The 13,528-nt window shown below is 29.5% G+C and carries 16 protein-coding genes; 9 read left to right on the forward strand and 7 right to left on the reverse strand.

Going from position 1 to position 13,528, the window contains the following annotated elements; translation table 11 throughout:
• Nucleotides 1-7 precede the first annotated feature (7 nt).
• The gene (locus JAO71_RS07420) at nucleotides 8-1,423 is read right to left on the reverse strand and encodes a CCA tRNA nucleotidyltransferase (RefSeq protein ID WP_202999920.1); all 1,416 of its coding nucleotides are present in this window, start codon (nucleotides 1,421-1,423) and stop codon (nucleotides 8-10) included.
• Nucleotides 1,424-1,432: 9 nt separating this feature from the next.
• On the reverse strand, nucleotides 1,433-1,993 hold the full coding sequence (locus JAO71_RS07425) for an L-threonylcarbamoyladenylate synthase (protein ID WP_054852875.1): 561 nt from the start codon (nucleotides 1,991-1,993) through the stop codon (nucleotides 1,433-1,435).
• 75 nt (nucleotides 1,994-2,068) lie between these two features.
• Between JAO71_RS07425 and JAO71_RS07430 the strand changes: the two genes are divergently transcribed.
• On the forward strand, nucleotides 2,069-3,073 hold the full coding sequence (locus JAO71_RS07430) for a glycosyltransferase family protein (protein ID WP_202999922.1): 1,005 nt from the start codon (nucleotides 2,069-2,071) through the stop codon (nucleotides 3,071-3,073).
• Here JAO71_RS07430 and JAO71_RS07435 read toward each other — a convergent pair.
• A complete protein-coding gene (locus JAO71_RS07435; RefSeq protein ID WP_202999923.1) occupies nucleotides 3,068-4,027 on the reverse strand; it encodes a CgeB family protein in 960 nt (319 codons plus the stop codon). The genes JAO71_RS07430 and JAO71_RS07435 overlap by 6 nt on opposite strands.
• A gap of 97 nt (nucleotides 4,028-4,124) precedes the next feature.
• Between JAO71_RS07435 and JAO71_RS07440 the strand changes: the two genes are divergently transcribed.
• Nucleotides 4,125-5,024, forward strand: coding sequence for a hypothetical protein (locus JAO71_RS07440; RefSeq protein ID WP_202999925.1), 900 nt, complete (start codon nucleotides 4,125-4,127; stop codon nucleotides 5,022-5,024).
• A 1-nt stretch (nucleotide 5,025) separates the two neighbouring features.
• Nucleotides 5,026-5,823 carry a glycosyltransferase family 2 protein gene (locus tag JAO71_RS07445; protein WP_116824308.1) on the forward strand — a complete coding sequence of 266 codons (798 nt, stop codon included), beginning with the start codon at nucleotides 5,026-5,028 and terminating at the stop codon, nucleotides 5,821-5,823.
• Here JAO71_RS07445 and JAO71_RS07450 read toward each other — a convergent pair.
• Nucleotides 5,820-6,566: a glycosyltransferase family 2 protein gene (locus JAO71_RS07450; RefSeq protein WP_116824309.1), complete on the reverse strand. Its 747-nt coding sequence runs from the start codon at nucleotides 6,564-6,566 to the stop codon at nucleotides 5,820-5,822. The two genes, JAO71_RS07445 and JAO71_RS07450, sit on opposite strands and share 4 nt — an antisense overlap.
• Nucleotides 6,567-6,646: 80 nt before the next feature.
• Here JAO71_RS07450 and JAO71_RS07455 point away from each other — a divergent pair, with 80 nt between their 5' ends.
• Entirely contained in the window at nucleotides 6,647-7,366 is a 720-nt protein-coding gene (locus tag JAO71_RS07455; RefSeq protein ID WP_317193466.1) for a polysaccharide deacetylase family protein, read from the forward strand.
• A gap of 20 nt (nucleotides 7,367-7,386) precedes the next feature.
• On the opposite strand, the gene JAO71_RS07460 is transcribed toward JAO71_RS07455, so the two are convergent.
• Nucleotides 7,387-8,124 (reverse strand): glycosyltransferase family 2 protein, encoded by a 738-nt coding sequence (locus JAO71_RS07460; RefSeq protein ID WP_116824311.1) that lies wholly within the window; start codon nucleotides 8,122-8,124, stop codon nucleotides 7,387-7,389.
• A gap of 44 nt (nucleotides 8,125-8,168) precedes the next feature.
• On the opposite strand from JAO71_RS07460, the gene JAO71_RS07465 reads away from it, so the two are divergent.
• Nucleotides 8,169-8,990, forward strand: coding sequence for a glycosyltransferase family 2 protein (locus tag JAO71_RS07465; protein WP_162874913.1), 822 nt, complete (start codon nucleotides 8,169-8,171; stop codon nucleotides 8,988-8,990).
• Here the strand turns inward: JAO71_RS07465 and JAO71_RS07470 are convergent.
• Nucleotides 8,987-10,066 (reverse strand): glycosyltransferase family 9 protein, encoded by a 1,080-nt coding sequence (locus JAO71_RS07470; RefSeq protein WP_054852867.1) that lies wholly within the window; start codon nucleotides 10,064-10,066, stop codon nucleotides 8,987-8,989. The genes JAO71_RS07465 and JAO71_RS07470 overlap by 4 nt on opposite strands.
• 319 nt (nucleotides 10,067-10,385) lie before the next feature.
• Here JAO71_RS07470 and JAO71_RS07475 point away from each other — a divergent pair, with 319 nt between their 5' ends.
• Nucleotides 10,386-10,961: a lipopolysaccharide kinase InaA family protein gene (locus JAO71_RS07475; RefSeq protein WP_082396290.1), complete on the forward strand. Its 576-nt coding sequence runs from the start codon at nucleotides 10,386-10,388 to the stop codon at nucleotides 10,959-10,961.
• Between the two features lie 67 nt (nucleotides 10,962-11,028).
• Here the strand turns inward: JAO71_RS07475 and JAO71_RS07480 are convergent, their stop codons facing one another.
• Entirely contained in the window at nucleotides 11,029-11,844 is an 816-nt protein-coding gene (locus JAO71_RS07480; protein WP_028289470.1) for a 2,3,4,5-tetrahydropyridine-2,6-dicarboxylate N-succinyltransferase, read from the reverse strand.
• A 102-nt stretch (nucleotides 11,845-11,946) separates the two neighbouring features.
• Here JAO71_RS07480 and ruvX point away from each other — a divergent pair, with 102 nt between their 5' ends.
• The 3 genes from ruvX to JAO71_RS07495 all read left to right on the forward strand — a co-directional run bounded on the left by ruvX (nucleotide 11,947) and on the right by JAO71_RS07495 (nucleotide 13,489).
• The gene (ruvX, locus tag JAO71_RS07485) at nucleotides 11,947-12,357 is read left to right on the forward strand and encodes a Holliday junction resolvase RuvX (RefSeq protein ID WP_028289471.1); all 411 of its coding nucleotides are present in this window, start codon (nucleotides 11,947-11,949) and stop codon (nucleotides 12,355-12,357) included.
• Nucleotides 12,358-12,364: 7 nt separating this feature from the next.
• On the forward strand, nucleotides 12,365-12,958 hold the full coding sequence (def, locus tag JAO71_RS07490; protein WP_202999927.1) for a peptide deformylase: 594 nt from the start codon (nucleotides 12,365-12,367) through the stop codon (nucleotides 12,956-12,958).
• Nucleotides 12,959-13,063: 105 nt separating this feature from the next.
• The gene (locus JAO71_RS07495) at nucleotides 13,064-13,489 is read left to right on the forward strand and encodes a DUF5606 family protein (protein WP_028607021.1); all 426 of its coding nucleotides are present in this window, start codon (nucleotides 13,064-13,066) and stop codon (nucleotides 13,487-13,489) included.
• The last annotated feature ends 39 nt before the right edge of the window (nucleotides 13,490-13,528 follow it).

Genomic DNA, 13,528 nt, shown 5'->3' on the forward strand with positions numbered 1-13,528 from the left:
ACATCACTTAATTAACGGTTAGACCTAATGCTTTTCCTTTTTCTAACATTAAATTGAAAGCAGCTTCATGATTGTTAGGAATGTCTCCTTCCAAAATAGCTTCTTTTATAGCTTCTTTAATAATTCCAATTTCTTTTGAAGGTTTTAAATTGAAGGTTTTCATAATTTCTTCACCTGAAACAGGAGGTTGAAAGTTACGTACGTGATCTTTTTCTTCTACTTCAATAATTTTTTCTCTAACAATTTTAAAGTTGTTATGGTATTTATTAAACTTTTTAGGGTTTTTGGTCGTAATGTCAGCTTCACAAAGTGTCATTAAATCATCAACATAATCTCCTGCATCAAATACTAAACGTCTTACAGCAGAATCTGTAACAATATCTTGAGCTAAAACAATAGGTCTAGAGCTCATAAATACCATTTTTTGGACAAATTTCATTTTGTCATTTAATGGCATTTTTAACCTTTTAAATAAATGGTATACCATTTTTGAACCTTCAAATTCATGACCATGAAATGTCCAACCTACTTTTTTGCTAAACCGTTTGGTTGGTGCTTTTCCTATATCGTGTAACAATGCAGCCCAACGCAACCAAAGATTATCCGTATGTTTGGATATGTTGTCTACCACTTCTAAAGTGTGGTAAAAATTATCTTTGTGTTTTTGTCCTTCAACCTCATCAATACCTTTAAGGTTTGTTATTTCTGGTAAGAAATGTTTTAAAAGTCCTGTTTTTTCTAATAATAAAAACCCTTTGGAAGGTATTTTACTTTCAATTATTTTATTTAGTTCAACAACAATACGCTCTTTAGTAATAATCTTGATACGGTCGCTATTTCTTGTTATTGCATTTAAAGATTCTGCTTCAATTATAAAATCTAATTGTGTTGCAAATCTAATAGCACGCATCATACGTAAAGGATCGTCGCTGTATGTAATGTCTGGGTTTAAAGGTGTTTTAATTATCTTGTTGTCTAAATCTTCAATACCGTTAAAAGGGTCTAATAAATCACCAAAATTAGTTTCCGATAAGTTTAAGGCTAATGCGTTAATGGTAAAGTCTCTTCGGTTTTGATCGTCTTGTAACGTTCCGTTTTCGACAATTGGATTTCGACTATCTTCGTTATAAGATTCTTTTCTAGCTCCTACAAATTCAATTTCAATGTCATTATAACGTAACATTGCTGTTCCATAGGTTTTAAAAACTTGTACTTTAGGCTTGTTTGGTAATAATTGTGCTACAGCTCTTGCTAGCTCAATACCACTACCAATTGCAACAATATCAATATCTTTTGCAGTGCCACGTTTAAGCAAAAAATCACGTACAAAACCACCAATAACATAGCTGTCTAAGTTTAGATTTTTAGAGGCTTGAGATATAATTTTAAATATAGGGTTTTGTAGTGCTGCTTTGTAATTCATTGGTGCTATTTACTCACGAATAATTTTAACTCCACCATTGTTAGATAACTTAATAATTGTTGATGGTTTTGCGTTTTTATTTTCGTTTTGCAAATTTACGACATAATCCACACCTTTTAAAATAGCTTCGCTTATTTCTTTAAACGAATTTGGTGTAGGTTGACCACTAATATTGGCAGAGGTAGATACAATTGGACGACCAAAATATTTGATTAGTTTTTCGCAAAATTTATGATCAACAATTCTAATAGCTAAAGTATTGTCTTTAGCTACTAAATTTTCTGCAATACCAGCAGGAGAATCATAGATTACTGTTGTAGGTTTGTCTGCAATATCTAAAATAGTATAAGCCATTTTCGGAACATTGTCTACATGTCTTTCAAGCATACTATAATTGTTAACCAAACAGATTAGTGCTTTATTGTCTTCACGTTGTTTTAAATTATATACTTTTCTAACAGCATTAGCATTTGTAGCGTCGCAACCAATTCCCCAAACAGTGTCAGTTGGGTAAAGTATTAAACCACCTTGTTTAAGGGTTTGGATTGCTTTTTCTATTTCTTCTTTCATTGGATTTAATTATGTTACAAAATTAAATTATTTTAATGGATATACTTACTTTTATGCCTCGATATAGTATTTAATATGAATATAAAAAACATTTTAGTAGCAACCAATCATTTAGAAGCTATAGGTGGTACTGAAACTTTTACTTTTACATTGATTGAAGCTTTACTTAAAAAAGGTTTTAATGTAGAGTATTTTACCTTTAAAAAAGGTGAAACATCTAAGAGGATTGAAAACAATCTTGGTGTTAATTTTATGGATAAAGCTAATTATGACTTAATTTTAGCTAATCATAATACCTGTGTAAATTATTTAAGTAGAAGAGGGCTTTTAATACAAACATGTCATGGCATTTTTCCAAAATTAGAGCAGCCTAATAGGTACGCTGATGGCCATGTTGGTATTTCTGATGAGGTTGTTAGCTTTTTGAAAAACAAAGGATTTGTTGCTAAGTTAATTTTTAATGGTATTAATTGTCAGAGATTTGATGCAAAAAAAACAATAAATAAAAAATTGACTAATGTTTTAAGTTTAAGCCAATCAAGTTTAGCTAATGCTAAAATAGAAGCTGCATGTCAAAATTTAAACTTAAACTTTAGAAAGTTTAATAAATACATTAATCCAATATGGAATATTGAGAATGATATTAATGAAGCTGATTTGATTGTAGGTTTAGGAAGATCTGCTTATGATGCTATGGCTTGTGGTAGAACAGTTTTAGTTTATGATGAACGAGAGTATGCTAAAAGTTTTGCCGATGGCTATTTGAAACCTGAAATGGTAGATTTGTGTGTTAAAAATAATTGCTCAGGTAGATTTTTTAAAAAGCAATTTGAAATCGAAGATTTGGTTTTAGAATTTAAAAAATATAACGCTACAGATGGTCAAAAACTAAGGGAAATTGTGTTAAATAAGTTTAACATAGATAATCAAGTTGATGAGTATTTAAATTATGCTAATTCAATTAGTAAAAAGTCTAATGTTATAATCTTACAGGTTTTATATTTATTACAGGAGATAAAAATTAAAAGTAGGAAAATCAGACATTTTAGAAAGAAATTATTCAATTCTAAAAACTCATAAATTAAAAACTTTTTTCACCCAATTTTCTAATGTGTATTTGTAATATATATTTTTTGGTATCGCTTTGTAATTTGACTTAAAAAATGTTTTTTTGATATCAATTTTTTTATCAATTACAACAATATTATTAGAGTCATAAAAATCATAATTTTTACAATTAGAATTATTAGTTATGATTTTTTTTTGAATAGCCATTGCTTCAAAAAATCTGAAACTTAGGCCTGTTTGCTCGTCTCTAATTAAATCTATAATTGTCTCTCCTGACCTGTAAAAATTGATCAATTGCTCTTGTGATAAAGAATTCTGGGTAAACTCTATTACATGCCCATATTCTTCTTTTATGTAATTTAAGGCTTTGTTTTTTCCAACAATAATACATTTGAAACTTATTTTTTGTGCTTTTAAAAATTCTATGATGGGAATGAGTTTTAGTAGCCTTTCATCGAATGACCCTAAATAGACGACATCGAACGACGGTTTTATTTTAGATGTTATTTTTTCTAAATAATTGTAGTTTGAGATGTGATTAAAACCATAATGATTAATGTCGTTTTTGTCAAAAGAAAAAATGGAGTCAAACAATCCATCAAGAAGATGTTCAATTGGGTTTCTAGCTACACTATCGTATAAGTAAGCTATATATCTTTTAGTATGTTTTTTTATTTTTGCATGATGTTTTAAATCAATAACTTCAGGGTTTATAACAAGAATTTGGTCTTGAGGCCCTAATGTATTCAAGCATTCAATAATATAATCCTGTCGTTTTATCTTTTTTAAATTCTTTTTTAAAATTACTTTACTAAAGGAATTTATAACTTGGTCTTTTAAGTTTTTATGTTTGTAATTTCCTATTTTAATGTGTGTTGCTTCATGCCCTAAACTATTTAAAGTAGTAGCAATATGGTAATCATAATTCCAATGGTCAAAACTAATAACACAAATTTTTTGAGGCATAAAATAATTGTCGTTTTTGGGTAAAAATAAATAAAACCAATAGATTGACTAACTTAAGTTTTAATATTTATTAGTTTTGTTTAACTAATTATTTATAATGAAAAATATTGTTGTTGGTTTTTTAATGTCTTATGACTACGAGAAATTAAAACTGTCTATTCCTCCAGTTTATGAACAAGCGGATAAAATTTATCTAGCTTTAGACCATAAACAACGTACCTGGAAAGGTGAAACTTTTGATGTTGATCCTGCTTTTTTTGAATGGCTTTCAAATTTTGATAAGCACAATAAAATTGAAATTTATAAAGACAATTTTTTTGTGCCTGAATTAAACGCTATACAGAATGACACACGTGAACGTCACATGTTGTCATTAAAAATGGGTATAGGTAATTGGTTAGTACAAGTTGATAGTGACGAAATTTTTATTGATTTTTCTCAGTTTGTTAAAACATTACGTCAACATGATCATTTTTTAGATAACCCTAAGAAAAATCCAGTTCAAATTTCTGGTTTTTTAATTAACATTTATAAGTATTTAGAAGACGGAATGCTTTACGTTGATCAGCCTACAAAAGTAATGTTAGCTACTAATTACCCCAATTATAAATACGCCAGAAATAGTAAAGAGCGTGTGATTTATACAAATAATGTATTGTTACACGAGTGTTTGTCTAGAGACGAGGCGTCTTTAAAATTTAAACTAGATAATTGGGGACATTCTCATGAGCTTAACGATCAGTTTTTTCCAAAATGGCAAAAAGCAAATAAAAATAATTACAAAGAATTAAAAAACCTCTTTTATTTAGATCCAGAAATTTGGAAAAGCTTAGGATATTTTCCAACACATGATTTAAGTGAAATTAAAAATTTAGTAGAAAAAGATGAAACTTTGGCACCAACAAAGTCTTTTTTATTGAAGAAAAATTTTGGGCAATGGTTTAAATTTTTAAAGATTTTTAATAAAAGTAAAATCGAATTTGAATCTTATTTTTAATATGAAAGATTTAAAAACAACCTTATTAATAGCTACTTATAATTGGCCAGAAGCATTAGATTTAGTTTTACAAAGTGCATTAAACCAAAGTCAGTTACCTAATGAAGTTATTATTGCAGATGATGGGTCAACTAATAATACTAAAGTTTTAATTGATAGTTTTAAGACAAAATTTGAAATTCCTTTGATTCATATTTGGCAAAAAGACGAAGGATTTAAAAAAGCCCATATTTTAAATAAAGCAATAGCAAAATCATCAGGAGATTATATAATTCAGGTCGATGGAGATTGTATCATGCATCCGCATTTTATTAAAGACCATTTACAGTTTGTTCAAAAAAACACTTATTTATTTGGTTCTAGAGTTAATATTCAAAAAGATTATTTAAAAACGTTGTTTAACACTAAACAAACGTTTTTTACAGCTTTTTCAAAAGGAATAAAAAAACGTACTCGTGCTTTACACATTCCAATGTTAAGTAAATTATATAAACCAAATACAGAGTTTTCAAGTAAATTTAGAGGTTGTAACACCTCTTTCTTTAAAAAAGATTTTATTGCTGTTAATGGTTATAATGAAGATATAACTGGTTGGGGAAGAGAAGATTCTGAATTAGTGTTAAGAATGCATAATAATGGTTTGCAAGCTAGACGTTTGCGTTATAGAGGCATTGTGTTTCATATTTATCACAACGAAAAGTCTAGAAATAGATTTGAAATTAATGATAGTATTGAGCAAAAAACTATTAACGAAACTATTAAATGGGCTATAAATGGAGTAGATAAGTATTTACCTTAATCTATTTTACGATACATAGTCCACAATTGTATATAGCGTTTAAATACCGAAAATGCATGGACATAACAAATAATAAAACCTTCTTTACCATCTAAAAATCCAAACCTTAAAAAGTATTGGTGCATAAATCTGTACCAAGGTCTAAATAAAAAATGATACAAATTTGGACGTACATTTTTTTTAAATAAAGCTTCTGCTTGTAGTTTACTATATTGTGTTAGTTTTTGATTGTAGTTGTCAAAATCTGTATAGGTTTGATGTTTTACATGAGATTTTAATTTGCCGATTTTAGCATTAGTTTCTATACTTTCATGTACTAATTTACCATTGTATTTACAATTATTTTTATTAAACAAACGAACAGCTACGTCTGTCTGAAAACCACTATATTTAATACGTTTTCCCATAAAATGGTAATCACGCTTTACGCGGAATGCTTTTGCTTCTGGTTTTGATCTAACGGTTGCTACAATTTCAGTAGCTAATGCTTCAGGTACTTCTTCATCTAAATCAAAAAAAGTGACCCAATCATGTTTTGCTAAGCTAATTGCATAATTTTTTTGCGAGGAAAAATCATCAAAAACGCGCTTTATAAAAGTGACTTTTGGATGTTTGGCTAAAGCTTCAGTGGTATCTGTGCTATAAGAGTCTACTATAATAATTTCATCTGCAAAAGACATACTATTAATATAGCGTTTTATATTATGTGCTTCGTTATAAGTTATTGCTAGAGCAGTTATCATGCAAGAGAAAGTCAGATTTTTGCCAAATATAACCATTAGGCTTTATATATTTGTCTGTAGATTATTCAAATTAAAGTAACGTGCCAAAATTACCCATTTTAATGTATCATAGTGTAACCTCTAAATCTCAAGAGAGTAAAGGGTTAACTATTGATGTCAAAATTTTAGAAAAGCAATTGTTATACCTAAAAGCAAATGGTTATAGGACGTTGCATTTTAAAGATTTACAGCAATTTAACTCTGCTAAAGATTTTCCTGAAAAAGCAGTAATAATCACGTTTGATGATGTGTATGTTAATCAATTAGAATTAGCTTATCCATTATTTTTAAAATATAATTTAAAGGCTTGTTTTTACATTCCGTTTAAGTACGTAAATGGTGTTAATACTTGGGATGAAGGTGAAGAGCCTATTATGTCTGTGGAACAATTACAGAGTTTAAATACCGATAATATTGAGTTAGGTTTACATAGTTTTGCACATCAACGTTATGACCAATTATCAATTAAAGAGATCCAAGCAGACTTTGATTTATGTAAAGATTTTATAATTAATAACAATCTTGAAATCAATAATACTTTGGCATATCCTTACGGGAAATACCCAAAAACAGGAGAGGAGCAACATGCTTTTTTTAAATGTTTAAAGGATAATAATATTGCTTATGGTTTACGAATAGGAAATAGAGTCAATAAATTTCCGTTTAAAAATCATTACGAAATTCAGCGTCTGGATATTAAAGGTGATGACAGTATGAAAGTCTTTCAGCGAAAGCTAAAAAAGGGGAAAAGCTGGTTTTAACAGTTACAGTTAAACTGTATTTATCTAATCCTTTTTTGTAGTAAGATTAGCTTAACGTATCTTGAAAATACACCATAGGCATTAACGCTTGCAACAGTTAATCCAGGAATACCATCCATAAATCCACGACGTAATATATAACTACTAAAAAAACGATAAAAGGGTTTAAATGCTAAATGGAAATAAGTAGCCTTTTTACCTTTTTTAAGCATTTGCTCTGCCTGAAACCAAGCATAGCTATCTTTTTTACTAATATAGTGAAGTAATCCTTTGTAGGTAAAATGAAGCACAGGATTTTTTAATTGTCCAATAGTGCCATCAATAATCAGTTTTTCGTGGACCAAACCTTCAAATTTACAGTTGTTACGTTTTACTAATCGTGTTACATTGTCACTATGATGGTATAAAAAACGATTCATATAATAATGCGGAAAGTTTAACTTATAGCCAGCATGTTTGTTACTTTTAATGGCTTCAAATATTTCCTGTTGTAAGGCATAAGGTATGCGTTCGTCTGCATCTACAAATAAAATCCAGTCGCCTTTTGCAAATTGTAACGCGTGATTTTTTTGATTAGAAAAATTATCAAATGCACGTAAATAGACTTCACAACCCATTTTTTTAGCAATAGCAACAGTATTGTCTGTGCTATTAGAGTCAACAACAATAATTTGAGAAGCAAACCCAACAGATTGTATTGCCTGCTCTAAATAAGCTTCCTCGTTATAAGTTGGTATAATTACAGTAATAGCGTCCATATAAAAACCAAAATTACTAAAATAATTTTATCTTTGTAGCTATAATGAAAATAGATACTTCAATAATAATTAGCACTTATAATTCTCCTGAATGGTTAGCAAAAGTGCTGTATGGTTACAATAATCAAACCTACCGTAATTTTGAAATCGTAATTGCAGACGATGGTTCTAAACAAGAGACCATAGATTTAATAAAAACAATACAGGAAGAAGTCTTTTATCCTATTATTCATGTATGGCATGAGGATAATGGATTTCAGAAATCTGAAATTTTAAATAAATCAATTACACAATGCACATCAGAATATATTATTATGTCTGATGGAGACTGTATACCACGTCATGACTTTGTAGAAGTGCATGTTAAAGAGCGTGAAATTGGTTATTTTTTATCTGGAGGTTATTTTATGTTGCCTATGGATATTTCTCATGCAATCACTAAAGAAGATATCTACAAAGCCAACTGCTTTAATTTAAAATGGCTTAAAAAAAATGGTTTAAAATCCTCTTTTAAAAATAATAAGTTAACTGCTAAAGGTTTAAAGTCTAAAGTGTTAAATGCTATTACACCAACCAATGCAAGTTGGAATGGACACAATGCCTCAGGTTGGAAAAAAGACATTGTTGCTGTTAATGGTTTGGATGAACGTATGCAATATGGTGGCCAAGATCGTGAGCTTGGTGAGCGTTTAATGAATTTAGGAATACAAAGCAAGCAGATTAGGTATTCTGCAATTTGTATTCATTTAGATCATAAACGTGGTTATAAAAATGAAGCATCTATTGCTAAAAACAGAGCTATTAGAGAGGTTACTAAAAACGAAAAAAAGGCTTGGACTGACTACGGAATTGTAAAAAAAGCTTAATTTTTAAAAGCTTTTAAATGAAAATCTAAAAACGGAACCAATTTTGTTAAAATCATTTCTGGCGTTAACATACGGTATAATTCGTGTGGATTTTCTTCTATCTTGCGTCTTTGTTCAACACTAAACTCATCAAATAAGTTTGGTTTTTCTTCAAGTAAATGTATAGATGTATGTAGTTTACCATCTTCAAAACTAGCCCAATGTTCTTTTAAAACATAAGGAGAAAAAATTGTAAAAGTCGGTTTGTCTAATGCTTTTGCAATGTGTACAACACCACCTTCATTACCAACAAGTAGCTCGCACTTATTCATTAAAGTAATAAAACCTCTAATACTATCTTCGTAAAGGTCAATAATGATATTGTCTTTATTTTGACATTGGTTATATATATTTAAGGCATCGTCCTTTTGATCAGGAGCGTAATTAAATAACACATTAATGTCATAGTTAGAGGTAATATAATCTATAACAGATACTATGTACTGATATGGCATAGATTTTTGAGGTGTACTTCCTAAAACACCTAGCATTATAGCAGGTTTATTGTATTTGTCTAAAGCATCATATTGTTTTTCAGATTCAGTTAAAACAATATGTGGTTGATAATCTATTTTGTCTTCTGGTAATTTAAAAAAGCTGTTAAACATATTAACTCTATCTTGAATAGCTTTACCACTAATGTGTGTTTTTTCTTCAAGTAAAGGTACAGTGTGAGTGTAAAATTTAAACCAAGGATTTTTGCCTCTTTTTTGAAATCCAATACGCATGTCTGCACCAGAAAAATAACAAATCAATCGACTTTGAAGCTTAGTGTAAGGATCAAAAATCACATCATAATTGGTTTTTTTTATACGTTTAATCAAACGTTTCATGACCATAAACTGTTTTAATTCTTTTTCGTTTACAGCTATAATATTGTCAATTGCTGGATGGTTGTTAATCACACCAGTTGTATAGTCATATACCAAATAATCTATTTGACTATCTGGATAAATGGTTTTCATATTCTGAGCAATTACTGATGCTATCAATACATCACCAATACGTTTATTTTGTATGACAAGAATTTTTTTCATGTATGCTGACCTCTTTCAGTCTAAAGTTTTAACGCGTATTTTCTTTTTTTTTCCGCTTTTGCGCAAAATATAATTTTATAGGCTTTTATTAAAATTTACTTTAATATATCTTTGAATAATATTAAAATAACCAATTATCATACACTGTCACCCAAAATATCAACATTTAAAGCCTCAGTTATTACAACTTATTTCAGCGTTTGAAACCTCTGGAGAGGCAGTAACTATTGGTCAACGTAATGTTATTAAAGCATTTGAGATTGAAGGATTAAAACTAAATGTCAAATCTTTTAAAGTGCCTAATGCCTTTAATAGTTTTGTGTATAAATATATACGTCCTAGTAAAGCAAAACGATCTTTTGAGTATGCAAATAAGCTAATTAACTGCTCGATATCTACACCTTTTCCTATAGCTTATATAGAAAACAGTACTGTATCAGGATTGAAAACTAGTTATTATATTAGTAAACATATTGATTATGACTTTGAGTTTAGAGAGTTAATACACAATCCAAGTTTTCCTGAACGTGAAATAATTTTACAACAGTTTGCTGATTTTACGTTTAAACTACATCAAAACAATATTAACTTTTTGGATCATTCACCTGGAAATACATTAATTACAAAAGGCAATGGTGGTTATCAGTTTTATTTAATAGATTTAAATAGAATGCGTTTTGAAACCATGACTTTTGATAAGCGAATGCATAATTTTAGACGTTTATGGTTATCCAAAACAATGATTAAAGTTTTAGCTGAAACTTATGCCAAGCTTTACAATAAATCTTATCAAGACACACATGATTTAATGTTGAAGTATAGCCGAGCATTTCAACTAAAAATTAATAGTAAAAAACTGAGACGTAGCGGTAGAAAAATGCAGTTTAAAAAATAATATATAAACTAAAAAAGCCTCTAAAATATTTTTTAGAGGCTTTTTTTATTTAATAATGCTGTGCTATTTAAACAGCTACATCATATTCTCTTAAAGCATCATTTAAAGATGTTTTCTTATTTGTACTTTCTTTACGTTTACCAATTATTAATGCACAAGGTACTTGAAATTCTCCTGCAGCAAAGGTTTTAGTATAACTTCCAGGAATAACTACAGATCTTGCAGGTACGCGACCTTTCATTTCTACAGGCTCATCACCAGTTACATCAATAATTTTTGTGCTCATTGTTAAAACAACATTTGCACCTAAAACAGCTTCTTTTTCTACGTGTACACCTTCAACAACTATACAACGTGATCCAATAAAAGCACCATCTTCAATAATAACAGGAGATGCTTGTAAAGGTTCTAATACACCACCAATACCAACACCACCAGATAAGTGTACATTTTTACCAATCTGTGCGCAACTACCAACAGTAGCCCATGTGTCAACCATCGTTCCTTCATCTACGTAAGCACCAATATTAACGTAACTTGGCATTAAAATAGTTCCTGCAGATATATAAGCACCATGACGTGCAACTGCGTTTGGTACCACTCTAATTCCTTTTTCTTTATAACCCGTTTTTAGTGGGATTTTGTCGTGATATTCAAAAATACCAGCTTCTAATGTTTCCATTTTTTGAATTGGGAAGTATAAAACAACTGCTTTTTTTACCCATTCGTTAACTTGCCATCCATCATTTGTAGGTTCTGCTACACGTAGTTTTCCTAAATCTAAAAGGTTAACAACTTCTCTTATAGCTTCAATGGTTTTTGTTTCGGTTAAAAGCTCTCGGTTATCCCAAGCGCTTTCTATCGTTTTTTGTAATTCTGTCATGTCAATTTTTGTTTGACACAAATATAATTCGTAAAAATTAAAATATGGCACAATATTTAAGGTGTTAAGAGTAGAAAACTATAAATTTGTACAAAATTTAACATGGCTCGCATTTTAGCAATAGATTACGGAAAAGTAAGAACAGGTTTAGCAGTTACCGATGAGCTGCAAATTATTGCATCTGGTTTAACAACAGTTAATACCAAAGAGTTGCTGTCTTATTTAAAAGAATATTTAGGTAAAGAACAAGTAGAGCTTTTTTTAGTAGGAGAACCAAAACAAATGAATAATACACCTTCAGAAAGTGAAGCGTTAATTATTCCGTTTTTAGTTAAACTAGAAAAAGCCTTTCCAAACGTACCAATAAAACGTGTGGATGAACGATTTACCTCTAAAATGGCAACACAAACACTAATAGATAGTGGGTTAAAGAAAAAACAAAGACAAAATAAAGCGCTTTTAGATGAGGTTAGTGCAACCATAATTTTACAAAGCTACCTTTACAATCAATAATAATAGTATGATATTACCAATAGTCGCTTATGGCGATCCCGTTTTAAAAAGAAAAGCAAAAGATATTCTTGAGGACTATCCTAAATTAAAAGAACTAATAGCCAACATGTACGAGACTATGTATGGCTCATTTGGAGTAGGATTAGCAGCGCCTCAAATAGGATTATCAATACGTTTGTTTATTGTTGATGCAACCCCTTTTGCAGACGATGAAGATAATCTTGATGCAGATCAAATAAAGTTTTTAAAAAACTTTAAACATACATTTATTAATCCAGTGATTTTAGAAGAAACTGGTGATGAGTGGGTTTTTAACGAAGGTTGTTTAAGTATTCCTGATGTAAGAGAAGATGTGTTTAGAAAACCTAATATTAAAATCGAATATTATGATGAAGATTTTAATAAACAAACGATGGAATTAGATGGTTTAGCTGCAAGAGTTTTTCAGCATGAGTATGATCACATCGAAGGGATTTTGTTTACAGACCATTTATCTGCCTTAAAAAAGCGATTAATTAAGGGTAAATTAACCAACATTTCAAAAGGAAAAATTAATGTAGATTATCGTATGAAGTTTCCTTTAATGAAAAAGAAACGTTAAACGTTTGGAAAACCCAAACTAACATAAGATATTTGCCATCCTATTTTTTAACTCTGTTTTAACCAGAGCAAACTTAAAAACGGATAATAACAATAAAAACAATATATGGCTTTAGATAAAGTATTAGCAATAGCAGGTAAACCAGGATTATATAAATTAGTAACTCAAACTAGAGGTGGTTTTATTGCCGAATCTTTAATTGACAACAGACGTATGTCTGTAGGAATACAACAAAACGTTAGTATTTTAAGCGAAATAGCAATTTATACTCTATCAGAAGAAGTACCATTAAAAGACGTTTTTAATAAAATTAAAGACAAAGAAAATGGAGCTGAAACTAGTATTAGCCACAAAGAGTCTAAGGACAAGTTAGAAGAATATTTCTTTGATGTATTACCTGATTATGATGAAGATCGTGTTTATGCAAGTGACATCAAAAAAGTAATACAATGGTATAATATGTTACACAAAAATGACATGTTAAACTTTGAAGAAGCTGATAAAGCAGCAGCAACAGACGAAGAAGAATAGTATTTAGATACTTATTAATATTAAAAATCCAGCATACGC

Origin of the sequence: Olleya sediminilitoris (assembly GCF_016785945.1) — a bacterium.
Classification (GTDB): domain Bacteria; phylum Bacteroidota; class Bacteroidia; order Flavobacteriales; family Flavobacteriaceae; genus Olleya; species Olleya sediminilitoris.

Bases quoted from the DNA above. Each gene is read 5' to 3' on its own strand.
- JAO71_RS07425 (WP_054852875.1), bottom strand. From the start codon at position 1,993: ATGAAAGAAGAAATAGAAAAAGCAATCCAAACCCTTAAACAAGGTGGT.
- JAO71_RS07420 (WP_202999920.1), bottom strand. From the start codon at position 1,423: ATGAATTACAAAGCAGCACTACAAAACCCTATATTTAAAATTATATCT.
- JAO71_RS07460 (WP_116824311.1), bottom strand. From the start codon at position 8,124: ATGGACGCTATTACTGTAATTATACCAACTTATAACGAGGAAGCTTAT.
- JAO71_RS07495 (WP_028607021.1), top strand. From the start codon at position 13,064: ATGGCTTTAGATAAAGTATTAGCAATAGCAGGTAAACCAGGATTATAT.
- def (WP_202999927.1), top strand. From the start codon at position 12,365: ATGATATTACCAATAGTCGCTTATGGCGATCCCGTTTTAAAAAGAAAA.
- JAO71_RS07480 (WP_028289470.1), bottom strand. From the start codon at position 11,844: ATGACAGAATTACAAAAAACGATAGAAAGCGCTTGGGATAACCGAGAG.
- ruvX (WP_028289471.1), top strand. From the start codon at position 11,947: ATGGCTCGCATTTTAGCAATAGATTACGGAAAAGTAAGAACAGGTTTA.
- JAO71_RS07440 (WP_202999925.1), top strand. From the start codon at position 4,125: ATGAAAAATATTGTTGTTGGTTTTTTAATGTCTTATGACTACGAGAAA.
- JAO71_RS07430 (WP_202999922.1), top strand. From the start codon at position 2,069: ATGAATATAAAAAACATTTTAGTAGCAACCAATCATTTAGAAGCTATA.
- JAO71_RS07465 (WP_162874913.1), top strand. From the start codon at position 8,169: ATGAAAATAGATACTTCAATAATAATTAGCACTTATAATTCTCCTGAA.
- JAO71_RS07450 (WP_116824309.1), bottom strand. From the start codon at position 6,566: ATGATAACTGCTCTAGCAATAACTTATAACGAAGCACATAATATAAAA.
- JAO71_RS07435 (WP_202999923.1), bottom strand. From the start codon at position 4,027: ATGCCTCAAAAAATTTGTGTTATTAGTTTTGACCATTGGAATTATGAT.
- JAO71_RS07445 (WP_116824308.1), top strand. From the start codon at position 5,026: ATGAAAGATTTAAAAACAACCTTATTAATAGCTACTTATAATTGGCCA.
- JAO71_RS07470 (WP_054852867.1), bottom strand. From the start codon at position 10,066: ATGAAAAAAATTCTTGTCATACAAAATAAACGTATTGGTGATGTATTG.